12 protein-coding genes and 1 pseudogene are annotated in these 15,695 nt (G+C 33.0%); 4 read left to right on the top strand and 9 right to left on the bottom strand.

The window, feature by feature from the left end; all coding sequences use genetic code 11:
* Both VKJ25_RS08415 and VKJ25_RS08410 read right to left on the bottom strand, forming a co-directional pair.
* Window positions 1–2,270: DNA polymerase (locus VKJ25_RS08415; RefSeq protein WP_324236176.1), on the bottom strand; the 2,270-nt coding region annotated here is incomplete at its 3' end.
* Between the two features lie 173 nt (window positions 2,271–2,443).
* Window positions 2,444–2,758 (bottom strand): annotated as a pseudogene (locus VKJ25_RS08410) (MBOAT family O-acyltransferase); the annotation flags it as partial.
* 834 nt (window positions 2,759–3,592) lie between these two features.
* Here VKJ25_RS08410 and VKJ25_RS08405 point away from each other — a divergent pair.
* The 3 genes from VKJ25_RS08405 to VKJ25_RS08395 all read left to right on the top strand — a co-directional run bounded on the left by VKJ25_RS08405 (window position 3,593) and on the right by VKJ25_RS08395 (window position 6,455).
* Window positions 3,593–4,738, top strand: coding sequence for a J domain-containing protein (locus tag VKJ25_RS08405; RefSeq protein WP_324236175.1), 1,146 nt, complete (start codon window positions 3,593–3,595; stop codon window positions 4,736–4,738).
* Window positions 4,739–5,220: 482 nt separating this feature from the next.
* On the top strand, window positions 5,221–5,502 hold the full coding sequence (locus tag VKJ25_RS08400; RefSeq protein WP_324236174.1) for a DUF2470 domain-containing protein: 282 nt from the start codon (window positions 5,221–5,223) through the stop codon (window positions 5,500–5,502).
* 818 nt (window positions 5,503–6,320) lie between these two features.
* Window positions 6,321–6,455 carry a hypothetical protein gene (locus tag VKJ25_RS08395; protein WP_324236173.1) on the top strand — a complete coding sequence of 45 codons (135 nt, stop codon included), beginning with the start codon at window positions 6,321–6,323 and terminating at the stop codon, window positions 6,453–6,455.
* 448 nt (window positions 6,456–6,903) lie between these two features.
* On the opposite strand, the gene VKJ25_RS08390 is transcribed toward VKJ25_RS08395, so the two are convergent.
* Window positions 6,904–8,505 carry an NAD(P)H-hydrate dehydratase gene (locus tag VKJ25_RS08390; protein WP_324236172.1) on the bottom strand — a complete coding sequence of 534 codons (1,602 nt, stop codon included), beginning with the start codon at window positions 8,503–8,505 and terminating at the stop codon, window positions 6,904–6,906.
* 721 nt (window positions 8,506–9,226) lie between these two features.
* A complete protein-coding gene (locus VKJ25_RS08385) occupies window positions 9,227–10,075 on the bottom strand; it encodes a hypothetical protein (RefSeq protein ID WP_324236171.1) in 849 nt (282 codons plus the stop codon).
* Window positions 10,076–10,578: 503 nt separating this feature from the next.
* Between VKJ25_RS08385 and mnmA the strand changes: the two genes are divergently transcribed.
* Window positions 10,579–11,655, top strand: coding sequence for a tRNA 2-thiouridine(34) synthase MnmA (mnmA, locus tag VKJ25_RS08380; RefSeq protein ID WP_324236170.1), 1,077 nt, complete (start codon window positions 10,579–10,581; stop codon window positions 11,653–11,655).
* A 412-nt stretch (window positions 11,656–12,067) separates the two neighbouring features.
* On the opposite strand, the gene VKJ25_RS08375 is transcribed toward mnmA, so the two are convergent.
* The 5 genes from VKJ25_RS08375 to VKJ25_RS08355 form a co-directional block, all read right to left on the bottom strand.
* Complete coding sequence (locus VKJ25_RS08375; RefSeq protein ID WP_324236169.1) at window positions 12,068–12,346, bottom strand: hypothetical protein; 279 nt, start codon at window positions 12,344–12,346, stop codon at window positions 12,068–12,070.
* Window positions 12,347–12,850 carry a hypothetical protein gene (locus tag VKJ25_RS08370; RefSeq protein WP_324236168.1) on the bottom strand — a complete coding sequence of 168 codons (504 nt, stop codon included), beginning with the start codon at window positions 12,848–12,850 and terminating at the stop codon, window positions 12,347–12,349.
* Window positions 12,851–13,046: 196 nt separating this feature from the next.
* On the bottom strand, window positions 13,047–13,250 hold the full coding sequence (locus VKJ25_RS08365; RefSeq protein ID WP_324236167.1) for a hypothetical protein: 204 nt from the start codon (window positions 13,248–13,250) through the stop codon (window positions 13,047–13,049).
* 174 nt (window positions 13,251–13,424) lie between these two features.
* Complete coding sequence (locus VKJ25_RS08360) at window positions 13,425–13,574, bottom strand: hypothetical protein (RefSeq protein ID WP_324236166.1); 150 nt, start codon at window positions 13,572–13,574, stop codon at window positions 13,425–13,427.
* A 259-nt stretch (window positions 13,575–13,833) separates the two neighbouring features.
* Window positions 13,834–15,624, bottom strand: a complete 1,791-nt coding sequence (locus VKJ25_RS08355; RefSeq protein WP_324236165.1) for a metallophosphoesterase family protein — start codon at window positions 15,622–15,624, stop codon at window positions 13,834–13,836.
* Between the last annotated feature and the right edge of the window lie 71 nt (window positions 15,625–15,695).

The following is a 15,695-nucleotide window of genomic DNA, read 5'->3' as shown; positions in this document are numbered from 1 at the left end:
CTTTGAGTATCTGAACGAACTAATTTTGGTATGGCTTCGACATAGGTAGAAAAGAGTTTGTATAAGGTTCGATGATTTAATATTTCATCAATAATAGGATGATGTTCTGGTTCTGTTTGTAATTTTTCTAGGACTACTACATCGGTGGAATAACCTGTTTTTATTTTGCGCGATTTTTTCTGATTTTGATTCAATATTTCAAACAGAAGTTCACTTAATTGAGATGGTGAGTTTAGGTTTAATAAGTCACTGGTTTTTGCTTGATTTATTTGGTTTTCAATAGTTACTAAATTTTCTCTTTTTTCTTTTGATAATTTACTGATATATGCTTTGAGTATAGGGCTAGATATTGCTTTTTTTAATTCTTGTTGATTGGTAAATGAATTAGAATCTATTTTATTAATTTCTGTCTTCAGATATTCTTGTAAAATTTGAATATCTACTGTTTGACAAGCTCTTTTTTCAATTTTTTCTAAATCTTTTTGCAGTTGAATTGAGAATTTTTTGAGATACTCAATATCAATTCTAATTCCCTGAAGTTCCATTTCTGCTAAAACAACTTCTAAAGGTTGTTCTACATCTACTAATAATTTGTACAAAGATTTTTCTGAAGGTTGATTTTTATCCGCTTTTTCTAATTCTGTTCTTAATCTTTCTACTAACTGAAAAGTCACAAAAACTTGAGTACCACAATAGTCAGATACCTTCCCAATATCTAGGTCAGCAATAGTTTGATTTCTAGAGACAACATCATTATAACTTTGTAAACTTATTCCCATATCTCTGAGATATCTAATATATATTTCTTCCAGACTATGTTTGGCTCCAGGATCTAATACATAACTTGCCAACATTGTGTCAAAAACAACTCCAGCTAATCTAATTCCTTGACACCGAAAAATCAATCTATCAAACTTACTATTCTGAAAAACTTTTGGATATTCCGTACTTTCCAAAATAGGTTTTAAAGCCTCCAAAACTTTCACCTTATCCAGATTTTTTCCGATTTTATGTCCGGTAGGAATATAGGCAACATCCTCTATATTTTTTCCCCAACAACAACCTATTCCAACTAACTCAGCATCTCTCGGTTCCAAAGAAGTTGTTTCCGTATCCCAAGCAACCGGAGTCTGAAAATTTCTCTGTTCTTTTAAAATATTTACTAACTCCTTTAACTTTTCTGGAGTATCAATAACTTGAGGTTGAATATCTGATTTTATCGAAATTTGCTGTTGAGCTAATTTTGTATCTTCAGCACTAAAAAACCAATCATCACTTTCTACTTCAACAAAAGTATTTGTCAATTTTTCTGGTTGCTGACTTTCTGACTCATCCGGCAAAGACTTAACTCCAGCTAACCCATCAAACTGCTGTTCTAAATTAGGAATTTGATTGAGAAAATGTTGTAATTCTAATCTTTGCAAAACAGGTTCAATTTTTGACCTAGAAAATCCTTTGATCTGACAATCTTCTATATCAATATTTAACGGCATATTTACTTCTATTTTTGCCATAAACTGAGAATGTTCTGCATTAGCTTTTCCTTCTACTAACTTGTTCTGATTTGCTCCTTTAATTTTATCCAAAGAAGCATAAATTTTTTCCAGACAACCATATTCATTCAACAACTTACTAGCAGTTTTTTCCCCTATCCCTCTAACACCAGGAATATTATCAGACTTATCTCCACAAAGAGCTTTATAGTCAACAACTTGACTCGGCAAAATTCCTAATTTCTGCTTCACTTCTTCAGCCAAAAATTCTTTAGGTGTACTACCTTTTCCTCCTGGTAAATGTAAAACACTAATACCTTTTTCTACATCTATTAATTGGAATAAATCTTGGTCTCCCGAAAGAATTTTTACCCGCAAACCAACAGCACTAGCTTTTTGTGCTAAAGTTCCTAATATATCATCAGCTTCATAACCAGGAAAAGTAATAACTTTTAAATTAAAAGCATTTAAAAGCTCCTTTAAATTTTCTAAATCAATAATTAAATCTTCTGGCGGTTCAGGTCTATCTGCCTTATAATTAATATCAGCTTTATGACGAAAAGTAGGTTCTTTTAAGTCGAAGGCGATCGCTAAATATTCTGGTTTTTCCGTATCTATTACTTCTAGTAAAGATTTCAGGAAACCAAAACAAACACTGGTGGGAATCCCTGTAGAGGTTTTCAAACCTCCACTACGACTTTTAGCAAAAGCGTAATAGGAACGAAAAGCGAGAGAATGACCATCAATTAAAAGAGCGGTAGGAGAATTAGCTGACATTTGAGATTAATATTTTGAGATGTTCTTTTATTTTAGCTATAGATTAGGACAAAATTACTCTACAAAGATTTGCTTGTTATAATTTTTAAAATCTTCAATTAATCAACCTATTCTATAATCAACCCCTTTTTTGTTCAAATGATATGGTGTATTAAAAATCATCTCATCAGGAATCATATTGGATGATTAATATTTTTGGCTCTAAAAAATATCCAAGCAAAAACAGTTAACCCAAAAGTTATTAACATAAGTAATAGCTCTTTCAAACTAGGAAAATATTTTCCCTGAGCCACAATATCTAAATTTGTACGGTTGTTTTTAGTAAGTAAAAGTGGCAAGAAGTAAATAGCATTTAAAGCACCCCAAATAATAAAAGTCCAATTTGCTCCGTGCCAAAAACCGCTAACTATAAATATGATAAAAGTATTTCTAACTTTCATCCAAGTACCACCACCACTCCCACCTAAAGGAATATATAAATAATCTCTAAACCATGTGGAAAGTCAAATATGCTAACGTCTCCAATCTGCTCCAAACCAAGAAAATGCGTTTATAAAGTTTTCTAGGAAAAAGTTATAGTATTTAAAAAAAGCCAAGCCAGCCAATATTTACTAAAATACTTATCCTAAAGTAGAACTTTTCTTTTGGTTAATTTTTTTTCTTTATAAAGTCTTATTCCCAGACTATAATCAATCATAGTGCTGATTAGTATTAGTGATAAAAATCTCCAATCCCACCAACCATAAAACAAATAACTTGCTGCAACTATTAACAAGTTTTGCAACTTCAAATTTCTGTTAGTTACAAACCAATATAGAATAAAAAATATTGGTAAAAATATTGGAAAATCTCTTGAATGAAAAAGCATTTTTATATAAAATTAGAAAGTAAAGATCAGACAATTAGACAAGACTACTCAAGTTATCATAAAAACCTATTTTTAAAGGTCTATCAAAATCATCACTCATAACCATTGAACCTAAACTTAATCCTGGTTGTGGTGTTTTTTCTGATTCTCCAATATTTTGTTTAATAGAACTAAGTAAAATTAATCTAGCAATCAGAATATTACCATTAGTAATTACTATTTATCGATCATTTTCAACCAAAGATAGTAACTCACTAACACTAATTTGTAATTCTTGAATATCCAGTTTTTCCCTTGACATAATTGTTACTTTTTTCAGAGAAGAAACAGGGAATAAGAAGAAGATGATGTATAATTAATTTATTTATGAACTTATTGTTTTTCCTGTTATATAGCAATCCTAAATAGATAGTAGTAGTAGAATAGAAAGTAATGTCTCAAGAGAAATTCAAGCGTGGATGACATCAACCAATACTATAAAATTCTAGAACTTGAACCAGGCGCTTCCCTAGAAGAAGTAAAAGAAGCTTACCGAGATTTAGCTTTTGTCTGGCATCCAGATCGCTTTGTCCATAATACTCGTCTACAAGCAAGAGCAACTATTCGTCTAAAAGAAATTAATGAAGCTTACCACAAATTGCGACATTTTTTAAATAATTCTCAAAATCAAGTTATTTCACCAAAACCAACACCACATCGTCCCCCACCTCCTCCTAACCCTTATACTCCTCCTCAGTCTCCTCAAAGACCACGAAATTCCTACACTAATCATGGTCAGCAGGTATACACTCAAACATCCACTCGTCAACCAAATTCAACTACTTTTTGTATTCCTTGGGGTAGCTTGATTAGTACATTTATTTTTTATACTATGACAGCTTGGGTATTAGTTGCTTCTCAAGCTCCTACCTGGACTTGGGCTGTGGTTGAAGGTGTAGCATGGATGGGAATGACTGTTTTGGCAATTGAGGGGTCCAGTTCCCAGAGGTGTTGGGCACTCGCCATGTTGGGTGCTGGTGGTGGAGCAGGTTGGATAGCTGGAAATTATGTGGGGGGTATCGCAACTGCTTGGGCATGGACTATAGTGGGATGTAGTCTAGGGATAATTGCTGGTACTGAACCAAAGGCTAAAACTGTTGCTGCTGTGGTGACTATTGATGGAGTAATTGCTTTAATAGGATTTTTGGCTGGTCAGGGGGCAGAAAATATTTTCGTCGTTGTGGTTGGTTCAATTATTTGGTCTGCTAGTGGATTTGTTTTTGGGACAATAGTTGATGCTGCGATTACCTCTAAGACTGGTACTGGAGTGAGTGGTATGTTGGGTTTTGTTTTGGGAGCTTGGGTTGGAGCTTGGTCTGCGGCTTGGAACTCTACTAGGTCTAAAAATGTGGCGATCGCTTTGGTTAGTGCTGGACCTAATATTATTATTGGGTGTTGGGTGGCTATTGGTATTGTGGCTGGAGTAATTTCTCAGATGTTGGCTGGAGAAAAGTTGATAGAGTATTTGAATGGCTTTTTTACTTTTGTGATTTTGGTGATTATTTCTGGATTTGGTTTGAGTTTTGGTTGGTGGCTTTCAATTAATATAATTAATAATTAATAATGAATAATTAATTATTAGGATTTGGTGAAAAAAGTAGAGTGATAGATAATTTATAATGGATAATTATTGTTTACTCAAAAAAAGGAGAAAGTGGGGAGGAAAAATCAAGTAGGAGGAATGTAATTAATAACTGGAGAGTACAAAGTTCTCCTAAAAAATTATTTGCTTTCAAGGGTTAAAGTATTACTGGCAAAGGCTTACAGCACCTACATTTTTCCAGAAAAAGTTTCTAAATTTTAGATGGCTGAAATCCTTAGCTAGCAATAGTTATTCCTATAAATTTGCACTGTCGAGTTGATAATGAATAATTAATAATTAGGATTTGGTGAAAAAGTAAAGTGATGGATAATTAATAATTAATAACAGAGAAAATAGGAGGAATATATTGTACCTCTATTTTTCTACTGATGAATCTTAGCAAATGGAAGTATTTTTCCCAATATTCCCTATTCCTTGTTCCCTTAAAAAGATTTGAAAATATGTCTGATTTATTTACTTCAGAAATTAGCGATCGCATTTGTTCCCATATAAACGAAGACCATCAAGATGCGGTACTTTTGTATGCTCAAAAATTTGGTAGTTCTCCCAATGCTACGGCAGCAAAAATGCTTTCTATTGATGCTCAAGGTATGAATTTAACTGCTGAAGTTAGTGGGGAAAATTTACCCATAAGAGTTGAATTTGATCATACGTTAAAAGATGCCGAAGATGCTCATCATACTCTTATTGATATGCTCAAACAAGCTCGTACTCAAAAATGAGACATGACCATTTTTACTAATAAACGCCGTGTGTAACTTTTCCTGACTTACTACATTTAGGGAGTTCTGAAAATAGCCTTTTCAACTTTATGTCGATAAGCTTTTGTATTTTCGTAGAAAGTTGCACACCGCGTTAATAAAGTCTAGAAACTATTGTACAACAGTTGAATTAATTTTCAATTAAATAGATATTGATCACTCCCCTAGCGGTGTGTAGAATTATCGTCACCTTTGGCATATTTGAAAAACAACTATTGTACAACAGTTGAATTAATTTTCAATTCAATAGATATTGAGCGCTCCCGTAGCGGTGTGTAGAACTATCATAACCTTTGGTAAATCTGAAAAATAACTATTGTACAACAGTTGAATTAATTTTCAATTAAATACAGATTGAGCGCTCCTTTAGCGGTGTGTATAATTATCGTCGCCTTTGGTATATATGAAAAATAACTATTGTACAACAGTTGAATTAATCACCAATAATAACCAAGCCATTTCTTTTTAATTATGGTAGGTTGGTCAGGATTTACGCAGCGACGCTAGATATAGTGCTGAAAACTATTGCACAATAGTTTTTTAACTCTATATATAGTACCTTTGCGTAAGTCCTGTTGGTATTATTTGAGTATTTGCAGAATTTTGAGACTTTACTATTGCGCAATACTAAAGAATAAGTTTTTGATTTGTATTTTAGTAGGGTGGGTTTTCCGCGCTTGAGCGGACATAAAACGTTGCGCGACATGAAAAGGTACTAGGGTTAAAAAGCCTAACGCACCACAACCTATCCATAGAATTGATTTGTAGGATAAACTCCTATGGCATTGCCAGAATTAAGATGTACTTTTAGCAGACTTTCCATAGTTCTAGATATTTCAGTTTTTCTATGGCAAAGTATTTTGAGAAAACCCAATGCTACAATCGAAAATAGATTTGAAATAGCACCAGATTAGGTAATAGAAATTCTATCGCCAGAACAAAGTTATCATCAATTAATTAATAAAATTATTTTCTGTCTTAATAATGGTACTCAGTTAGGTTAGTTAATAGATTCTGAAGATAAATATGTAGTGATTTTTCAACCTAACCAACAACCAGAAATTAGATATAATTCTGATAATTTGCCAGTTCTAAATTTATTAAAAGATTGGCAATTATCTATTGCATATTTATTTAGTTAGTTATATAAATGTCATGCAAAATATCCTATGAAGTCTGATTTTTACCTCCTAAAGGAATGCAGGTTCGTAAGCATTCCGCAGGAAATGCTGAATGCTGCGCAAAAAGCTTTTGTCAAGAATCAAGCAATTCTAAAATTAGCTGATCAACAATTTCATTTATAACTTTTAATTCTTGCTATTAAACTAATTTCCTCTTTGGTGTGATAATTAAGTTAATAACTCAAAGCTGAGAGCTGTTAGCTGACTGCTGAATACTTAAACAGTTTCTAATACTTGGTATTAAATATTGAGTCAAGGTAAAAGCATCTACTCCTAATTCTGTGCGTTCTTTTGCTGCTAATATTCCTGCTTGAGCGTGCCACCAAACTGCTGTTTTGACAGCTTCAAATGGAGGAATTTTAGTTGCAGTAATAGCTAATAAACCAGCGACTAATCCTGTAAGTACATCTCCACTTCCTCCCCTTGCTAATGCAGGAGTGCTTTCTGGATTTATCAATATTTTTTGACTATCAGCAATAATTGTTTTTGCTCCTTTGAAAACTACCACAAAATTACTATTTTCAGCAGCTTTTTCTGCCACTAATATCCGATTATTAAGTTGATTTTTTAGCTGAGGAAATAAACGTTTAAATTCTCCTGGATGGGGAGTAATAATTATTGGTACTTGACGTTGACTTACTAAAGAATTGTTTGCTAAATTTCCACAAATATTTAAAGCATCAGCATCTAAAACTAAAGGGCAATTTACAGATAATAATTGTTCTATTATCAATGTAGGCTCCATAGTTAAACCAGGTCCGCAGGCAATAGCTTCAAATTTACTCAAATCAATATCTTTTGGTAATTCTTTTATCGCTCCAGTTTCTGTTTCCGGACAACCAATAATTAGTGCTTCTGGTAACTGACTATTTAGTATCAGTTTAATGGATTCTGGTACAGCAATAGATAACATTCCCACACCTGTTGCTCTAGCAGCTAATCCTGTTAAAATTGCTGCTCCACTATAACGACGAGAACCTGCAATTAATAATAAATTACCATTTTTATATTTATAGGTTATTGGGGAAAAAGGTAGGGGTAAATTTTCCATAGCAGATGTTTTTGTAATTCTTTCAATTGTAGGAAATTCTCCTAAAATTGCTGTAATATCTGCCAGGGGAATATTAAAGTCAATTAGTTCAGACTTACCAATATATTCTAGAGCTTGGTCTTGTAAAAATGCTCGTTTCCAAATACCTAAACAAAATGTATGAGTAGCACGAATAGCTGTTCCTAAAACTGCTCCTGTATCTGTATGTATTCCAGAAGGTAAGTCAATGCTGAATATCTGTTTTTGCCAACTATTAATTTGATTGATATCTTCAGCTAAATTTCCGCAAATTTCCCGGTCTAAACCAAAGCCAAATAAACCATCTATGAGCAAGTCACAATTTTTGAGCAAGGAAATATTTTCGACAAAATTAACTCCTAGAGATTGGAGATATTTAGCATGATAATTTGTTAATTCTTTCAATTTATAAATAGGGGAGTAGACTATTATTTCATAACCTTGAAAATATAATTCTCTAGCTATGACTAAAGCATCTCCACCATTATGACCAGGACCCACTAATACACCGATTTTTTTAATATTAGGATTTAATAATTCTAATATTTTTCGGGTTAATAATCCAGCAACTTTTTCCATTAAAGCAGCTACTGGCATTCCCGCAGCAAATATTCGTTCTTCTATTTGTCGCATTTGTGCAGCAGTAACTATAAATTTAGGGAGTAGGGAATAGGAATTAGAGAATAGGGAATAGGAATTAGATAAATTAGACATAATATATTTTCATTTTTAGGGAATAGGTATGGAGGGAATAGGTATGGAGGGAATAGGTATGGAGGGAATAGGAACTAGGGAAATTTAGACATAATATATTTTCATTTTTAGGGAGTAGGTATGGAGGGAATAGGTATGGAGGGAATAGGAACTAGGGAAATTAGACATAATATATTTTCATTGCTTGACTAGAAGAATACAATCGTTAAAAAAATTACTAAACCTGAATTATTAATTAATAGCTTAAGTATTGAGGAAGTATAGCATTGTTTTCCATTTTTTTCAAGATAAAAGAGGTATTCAAAAGTAGAGATTAGTAGCTAAAACTCCTTAAATAGTGAATAGTAGGGGCGGGTTTTAGAAGAAATTTTCACGGTTACTCTAAGATTTATATAAACCCGCCCCTCCCCCTAATAATGTAATAATGTAACGCGCTGTTTTAGACCAATCCTATTTTATTCGTGGCAAAAATCTTACTGCTTTTTCGGGAACATCGAAAAGGTAAGAGTTACGGTTTTTTTTGTTTACTTTTTGATTACCCGCAACCTAATTTAGGATTGCTATAGTTGTGTCATTCCCATCGGATAAAATAGAAATAATTGATTTGATTTTTGATGATTAGAAATGTCTAATATTTACTCCCTCTTCCCTCTTCCCTCTTCCCTCTTCCCTCTTCCCTCTTCCCTCTTCCCTCTTCCCTCTTCCCTCTTCCCTCTTCCTTCTAACGACCATTATAAATAACAACATTAATAAATCCTGAGTCTAACAAATAACGTTGCCATTTTTCAGCAGTTTCTTGATTTTCAAAAGGTCCTATAGCCACATTTTCTGGTGTTTCTGTCATCTGAATACCTTGGTCAGGAACTCCCAATAATCCCAATCTATTTGTAATTAAATCTAAATCTTTTAACCGACTAGGAATTAGTAGATAATAATGTTTTTTATTGCTCAATCCATAAGCTATTGAATGAGTAACTGGAGGATATACAGTAGTTGCTAAAGTTGTAGATGTTACAGGGTCGCCAAATGCTTCTCCAGGATTCCACCTTTTATATCTACCATTAATACCTTTCTCTTCTAAAAAATCTAACAAATCTAATGCAAAAAACAATTGAGAAAAGCTTCCGACTTGAATAACTTTTTCGTCTCCCAAAGAGCGTAATACTGCCCTTGGTTCAACTTGCTGCCGAATAATTCCTAACAAAATAGGACTCGCTGACTCAACATAAACAACATATCGTAAATAGGGAAATGGATTAGTTTCGATAGGATTAAATATTGGTTCTGGTTGTATATTTGAAGGTGTTAAAATTGATGATGGTAATTTTTCCAGAGGTCTTGGATATCTGGGAATTTGTGTTATCAGTGTTTGATTTTTTGATGTGCTGTTATTGGAGATAAAAATTGTGTTTTGGTTTTGATTTGGATGGGTGGTTAAAGTTTTAGTTTTGATGACTTTTCCCAGGCATAATGTCTGGTAGCTCAAAACTAAAAATCCTCCGAACATAATTGGTAATAATGACATTTTTGTTTTTTCGTAGCACAATATTATATGAGGTTGATTTAGCATAGTTAGTTACTCAAATAAATCATTAATTTTCAGGTAAGCTCTTCCTGTGGAAAAGCTGAGTGCTAATAGCTGAATACTTAGGGTTTGTTGATTAAATATGAAAGCTTTTCAAGATTAATATTTTAGGTCAAAAAGGTTCTTTAATTTAGCATAAAAGGCTCACTAAAACCAAAAAATCAAGAGACCATTTTTACCGAATAATTAATAGTTGATAGTCAATAATTATTTATTCAACAATTAACGTTTGGAAGCCTCCCCTTTAAAGGGGATAAATCAAAAATTTTCATAATTAGTCAATCCCCTTCTTTCAAGAAAGAGTAATTATTAATTATTAATTGTTCATGGCTTTATTGCTGAATTCTGCCTCCTATATAACTACTATTCTTCCTAACTCTTAACTACTCCCTACTCCCTACTCCCTACTCCCTTAAATTTTAAATATAGAAAAAAAATCTATAATTAAGATAAATAAATATAGTTTTGACTTTATAATCTTAAATCCAATGAATAAAATTATAGTCGGTCTTTCTGGTGGAGTAGATAGTTCCACAGCAGCAGCAATATTACATCATCAAGGATATCAAGTCGAGGGCTTAACTTTGTGGTTAATGAAAGGAAAAGGTCAATGCTGTTCCGATGGTATGGTTGATGCTGCCCATATTTGTGAACAATTAGGTATTCCCCATCATATTGTTGATACTCGCGAACTATTTCAGACAAATATTGTGGATTATTTAGTCGCAGGTTATAGCGCCGGAATCACTCCACTGCCTTGTTCTCAATGCAATAAAACTGTTAAATTTGGTCCGATGCTAGCTTATGGTCGGGAAAAATTAGGTATTGACAAAATTGCCACCGGGCATTATGCAAAAATTGATTATGATTCAGCAAGCGATCGCTATCTATTAAAACGTGCCGTTGACCGAAACAAAGACCAATCTTATTTCTTGTATGATTTAACACAAGACTTACTAGCGGGTTCCGTATTTCCACTAGGGGAAATGGTGAAGAGCGAAACCCGACGCATTGCCACAGAATATGGTTTGAAAACTTCTGATAAACCAGAAAGTCAGGATTTATGTCTGGTAGAAGCGAGCGGTTCGATGCGGGAATTTTTAGATAAATATATTACTCCCCATCAAGGTGACATAGTTGACCAAGAAGGGAAAGTCTTAGGAAAACATGATGGTGTCCATCATTATACAATTGGCCAAAGAAAAGGTTTAGGAGTTTCTGCCCCTCATCCTTTATATGTGATTGATTTAGACCCAGTGATGAATCGCGTAGTAGTGGGCGATCGCCACAGTGCGGCCAAAATGGAGTGTACTGTGAAGTTGGTTAACTGGGTTTCTATTGCTGCACCCTCTACCACAATCCGGGCAAAAGTGCAAGTCAGATATCGTAGTTTACCTGTTGTTGCAGATATTATTCCTTTGGGAATTAATGAAGAGAAATCAGAAGAAGGTTTTCGAGTTAAATTAATGTTTGAAGAAGCAGTTTTTGGCATAACTCCTGGTCAAGCTGCGGTTTGGTATGAGGGAGATATTTTATTAGGAGGAGGGATAATTAATAACGAATAATTAATATTACTTATGGTTAAAACCTTACTTTATTTAATTTACAATGGATAATTATCAATGGAGAATTAGAACATTAGATAGTTATCTAGAAAATTAGACATTAGAATGATTAACTAATACACCTGGTTCATTAATAATGATATGATTCCCATTAATTTGCAATGAATACTTATTCCGATAAATTACAGTCTTAATCAACTGACTTTGAAAATTTGTCCCAGATGGAAGATATAGTTTTTGAGCAATGTATCAACTTAATGAAACAGCGATCGCTCCCAAACAGGTCTCACTTGTTTTCGTTGGTAGCCTACTGATGATTTGTCAAGTGCTTGAAGAGTAGCGATCGCTGCGGGAAATTATTTTTTCCTTTTCTATTATACACAAACGATCCTACCGGACATGATATCATTGTTTAGTACAATGAATCCAAAATTACTGCTGTAAAAATTATATCAATCTGCGTCATAATTTTACCATCTTTAGTAATAGTTTTATTCAGCAAATTTTGGGTTTCTTCATAACTATGTGGACGAATAGCATGGCTATCTTTAAATAAAGCAACATAAACTGGGTAAGCTGTATTTAAAAGATGATCTTGAAAAATATTTGGAAAAAGTTTAATTGAAATAGGAGATTCTTTTGGAGGTCTAACTCCTGAACTATTTTTGACTTCATTATAACAATGTTTCATCTATGAAGTCTTTATGACTGCATCATCTATTATATTTTCTTCAACTACTTGCCAATCATCGATCATATATGATGTGTATTCTATTTCCAGAGCATGACTTACTTCACGACAAACTTTTTCAGGTATACATCTGAGAACAGTTGAATCAACCACAAGGTAGTCTAAAGCTACAGAGATATACTGCTTATATGTAAATGCCATGTTATACCATCCTGTCCAACTCAAGGCAAAAAAATTGTTTTTATCGCCATCGTTATCGTGATTAAAACAATATTGATAATCATTAACCATATTCATCTGATATTGATTTAACTCAATAAAAGCTAAAGTTTCAATAAGCAAATCTGAAATCACTTGGTAATTCTTTGTCTCTAAAATAAAATTTCGTAAAACTTGCCAATAATTTCTATTTCCTGTCTTATCCATAAAACCCTTTTGAAGAGCATAAGTATCTAAATCATTTTGAGTTGCTTCAGGCATATCCTCAATTGAAATTACTTGCATTTTTAATAAGGAGTCAATACTCAAAAAAAGGATTGCGAATTAATAAAATAGGTTTGTCTATTAATTTAAGAAGTCGGATGACTTGTTGCCCAATACCTAGATTGCGTGCCATACACTTAATTACCAGGGTAATTACTTTTTGAGAGTGTATTTTTCTGGCTTTTAAGTATTTATCCCATATCCGTTGATAAGCAATTTATTCACGATTATGGGGAGGTATATATGGAAAAGAATAAGTTAAATGAAAAGGTTGATTAATAAAGCCATGCACTGAAGGTGATTGAGCTAAGACATTCATAAAAAATGTTGAACCTGCTCGAGCTGGAGAAATAATGCAAATGATTTTTAAATCTCCACAACTTACCTTTGATTCAATCATTTGATAGAAATTCATAGTCATATTAGATACTAAAATTAGATATTTTATTAGGAGATAATTATACCAAACATTTGAACTAATAAATTATAATATTGGTATCCATAAAGATATTGATTATTGATGCCATTTTTGTCTGATTTTTACCTGAAATTCCAGACCATCAACCCCTTTAGAGGGAAAACCTTGCCATCGCTTTCAGTTTAATGGTGATGAAGTATAACTATTGTTTTGTTTTTGAATTTTTGCCCTCTGCTCAATGAGGTGACCTAGCTCTTTTAAGAGATGCTCTTGTTCATCTAAGCTTAAATTTTGAGCTTGATGGAGTATTTGGTGGTAAACTGACATAGTTTTGAGCTTGTTTATTTTAGAGGATAATTTTATCATTATTTTAGCTGGTTAGTCACGAGAAAAGCAGCTAAATATAAGCAACAATTCAAATCTCTGAAGTACAGGTATTAATAGTTAAATCTTAACAGTGCGATTTTTCGGGAACCCTCCATCCTGCTGGCGTGAATGTACCTCACTAAATTGGAATTCGCTGTAAATTTTACCAGTGCGGGCATCTTGTCCATGTGGATGTACTTCACGCTTGTTGGAATCTGTTTTAGTCCTTTTTCTGAAGCTGAAATTCATCAAATTTTACAACTTCAGAATTAGGCTTTCTCGTATCAAAATAATAACTACTAACTGTTCCTGTTTCAGTCTCAAAAATACTAAAAACTGTAATATCATTACTAGCAATATAAGGTAAAGCTTTACCATTTTCATCTCGCAAAGGTGCAATACTTGGAATTATCGGTTCTAAACCATTAGGATTACCAACTTCAGCATATTTTTCCTGATAATTTAAAGGCACAGTTCGCTTTTTATCTCCTATATAAGCTCCATAACTATTACCCACATTTGATGTTTCTAAAAAGTGCATTCCACTCGGACTAACAAAACGATTCCAAAGATGAGAATGTCCGTAAAATACTAACTGCACGCCAGCACTTTCTAATAATGGTAAAACATCCCGAATAATATAGTCATTTTGTTGAGGATATTCATAACGAATCATGGTAATTTTACCATTTTTATCTCGGTCAATATATTGAATGGGATTAGTATAAGCAGGAATAGCATTTTCACCTAAAGAATGAGGCGGATGGTGAAACATAACTACCTTATATTTAGCTTCTTGAAATTCTTGACTTGCTAATTCTTTTTCTAGCCAATTATATTGTTCACTACCTTTAATAATAGGTTCAAAAATATGTTGACCATAACCCCATTCAGCCGGATTATCAAAATCTTTTTTTCGTTCCCGATATTTGCCTCTAGCATCATCCTCTAAACTGGGCGATCGCCAGATATTTGTAATGTATAAAACCACTAAACGAACATCACCAAATGTCACAGCATAATAATTTTTTTTCTCTGAATTATTTTCAGGGAAAGTAAAAATCTCTTGATAAGTATCTGTGTTAAAAGAATTATTTTTTAACCAAGTCTCAGAATTAATATTTTCAGTATTTTGTGAAGATAAATTTTTCACAACTTCCAGAGGATATGGCTGACTAAATTGATCATTTAAAGAACTTTCCATCGAGAATATACCCATAACTTCATGGTTGCCAATCGCTGGAAATAAAGGCATATTTTGAATTAATTCCCCACCTTGATAAATAGTTTTTTCCCCATTTTTTTCTAATTCATAATTAGCCCTACCTTGGAGATTTGGAAAAAAAGCATTTCCTCGATTATCATCAAACCATTCTGAAGAGCGATCCGGAATATTAACTAAATCTCCAGCAAAAAAAACAGCATCTAATTTATCAAAAGTTTCTGTTACCTTTTGCAGATTTGCAGAAGTCATTGGTTTTAATTGATGGTCAGAAGTTAGGAGAATTTTTAAAGGTTGATCAGCAGTTGGTTTAGGAGCTAAACTAAAAATTTTACTGCTAATGTTTTCCCCATTTTCCTGTTCGCTAATAACTTGATATGGCACAGAATTATTAGGAATTAAATCAATAACTTTAGCTTCATGTCGCCAGATATCTCGCATCATAGGTTGTTGATAAATTAAACCCTTTTCTATTTGTTTTCCCACAAAAGAATCTTGGTCTTCACGAGTGCGACTAAGTTTAGTAGTATTTGCCTCAACAACTTGAGTCAAATTTTCACCATAAAACACCAAATTTCGTTGGCCAGGAAATTCAGTAAACCAAACAACTTGCACAGAATTTTTTGTCGGAGCTTGGAGAAATGGATCGGTTAAAAACTTAGATTGAGACTCTACAGAATACATAATTATAAATATGAAAATAACAACAATAATTAAGATACCAAAAATCCAGGGATTATGATAAGAATCTCTGGGATTTTCAAATATTTCTGGAGGAGGATTAAACATAGAAAGAATTAGACAATTTTCTTGGCGCTTGGGTTTGGAAACCAAACCCCTACGGTTCAATATTACAATCT

It is taken from the genome of Okeania sp., from assembly GCF_035285525.1.
In the GTDB taxonomy this organism is placed as follows: domain Bacteria; phylum Cyanobacteriota; class Cyanobacteriia; order Cyanobacteriales; family Microcoleaceae; genus Trichodesmium.
This window is presented reverse-complemented; position numbering and strand designations above follow the sequence as displayed.

Excerpts from the sequence above, each read along its gene's own strand:
- VKJ25_RS08370 (WP_324236168.1), bottom strand. The coding sequence starts at position 12,850 with ATGCAAGTAATTTCAATTGAGGATATGCCTGAAGCAACTCAAAATGAT.
- VKJ25_RS08355 (WP_324236165.1), bottom strand. The coding sequence starts at position 15,624 with ATGTTTAATCCTCCTCCAGAAATATTTGAAAATCCCAGAGATTCTTAT.
- VKJ25_RS08385 (WP_324236171.1), bottom strand. The coding sequence starts at position 10,075 with ATGCTAAATCAACCTCATATAATATTGTGCTACGAAAAAACAAAAATG.
- VKJ25_RS08390 (WP_324236172.1), bottom strand. The coding sequence starts at position 8,505 with ATGTCTAATTTATCTAATTCCTATTCCCTATTCTCTAATTCCTATTCC.
- VKJ25_RS08400 (WP_324236174.1), top strand. The coding sequence starts at position 5,221 with ATGTCTGATTTATTTACTTCAGAAATTAGCGATCGCATTTGTTCCCAT.
- mnmA (WP_324236170.1), top strand. The coding sequence starts at position 10,579 with ATGAATAAAATTATAGTCGGTCTTTCTGGTGGAGTAGATAGTTCCACA.
- VKJ25_RS08395 (WP_324236173.1), top strand. The coding sequence starts at position 6,321 with ATGGCATTGCCAGAATTAAGATGTACTTTTAGCAGACTTTCCATAGTT.
- VKJ25_RS08360 (WP_324236166.1), bottom strand. The coding sequence starts at position 13,574 with ATGTCAGTTTACCACCAAATACTCCATCAAGCTCAAAATTTAAGCTTA.
- VKJ25_RS08375 (WP_324236169.1), bottom strand. The coding sequence starts at position 12,346 with ATGAAACATTGTTATAATGAAGTCAAAAATAGTTCAGGAGTTAGACCT.
- VKJ25_RS08365 (WP_324236167.1), bottom strand. The coding sequence starts at position 13,250 with ATGACTATGAATTTCTATCAAATGATTGAATCAAAGGTAAGTTGTGGA.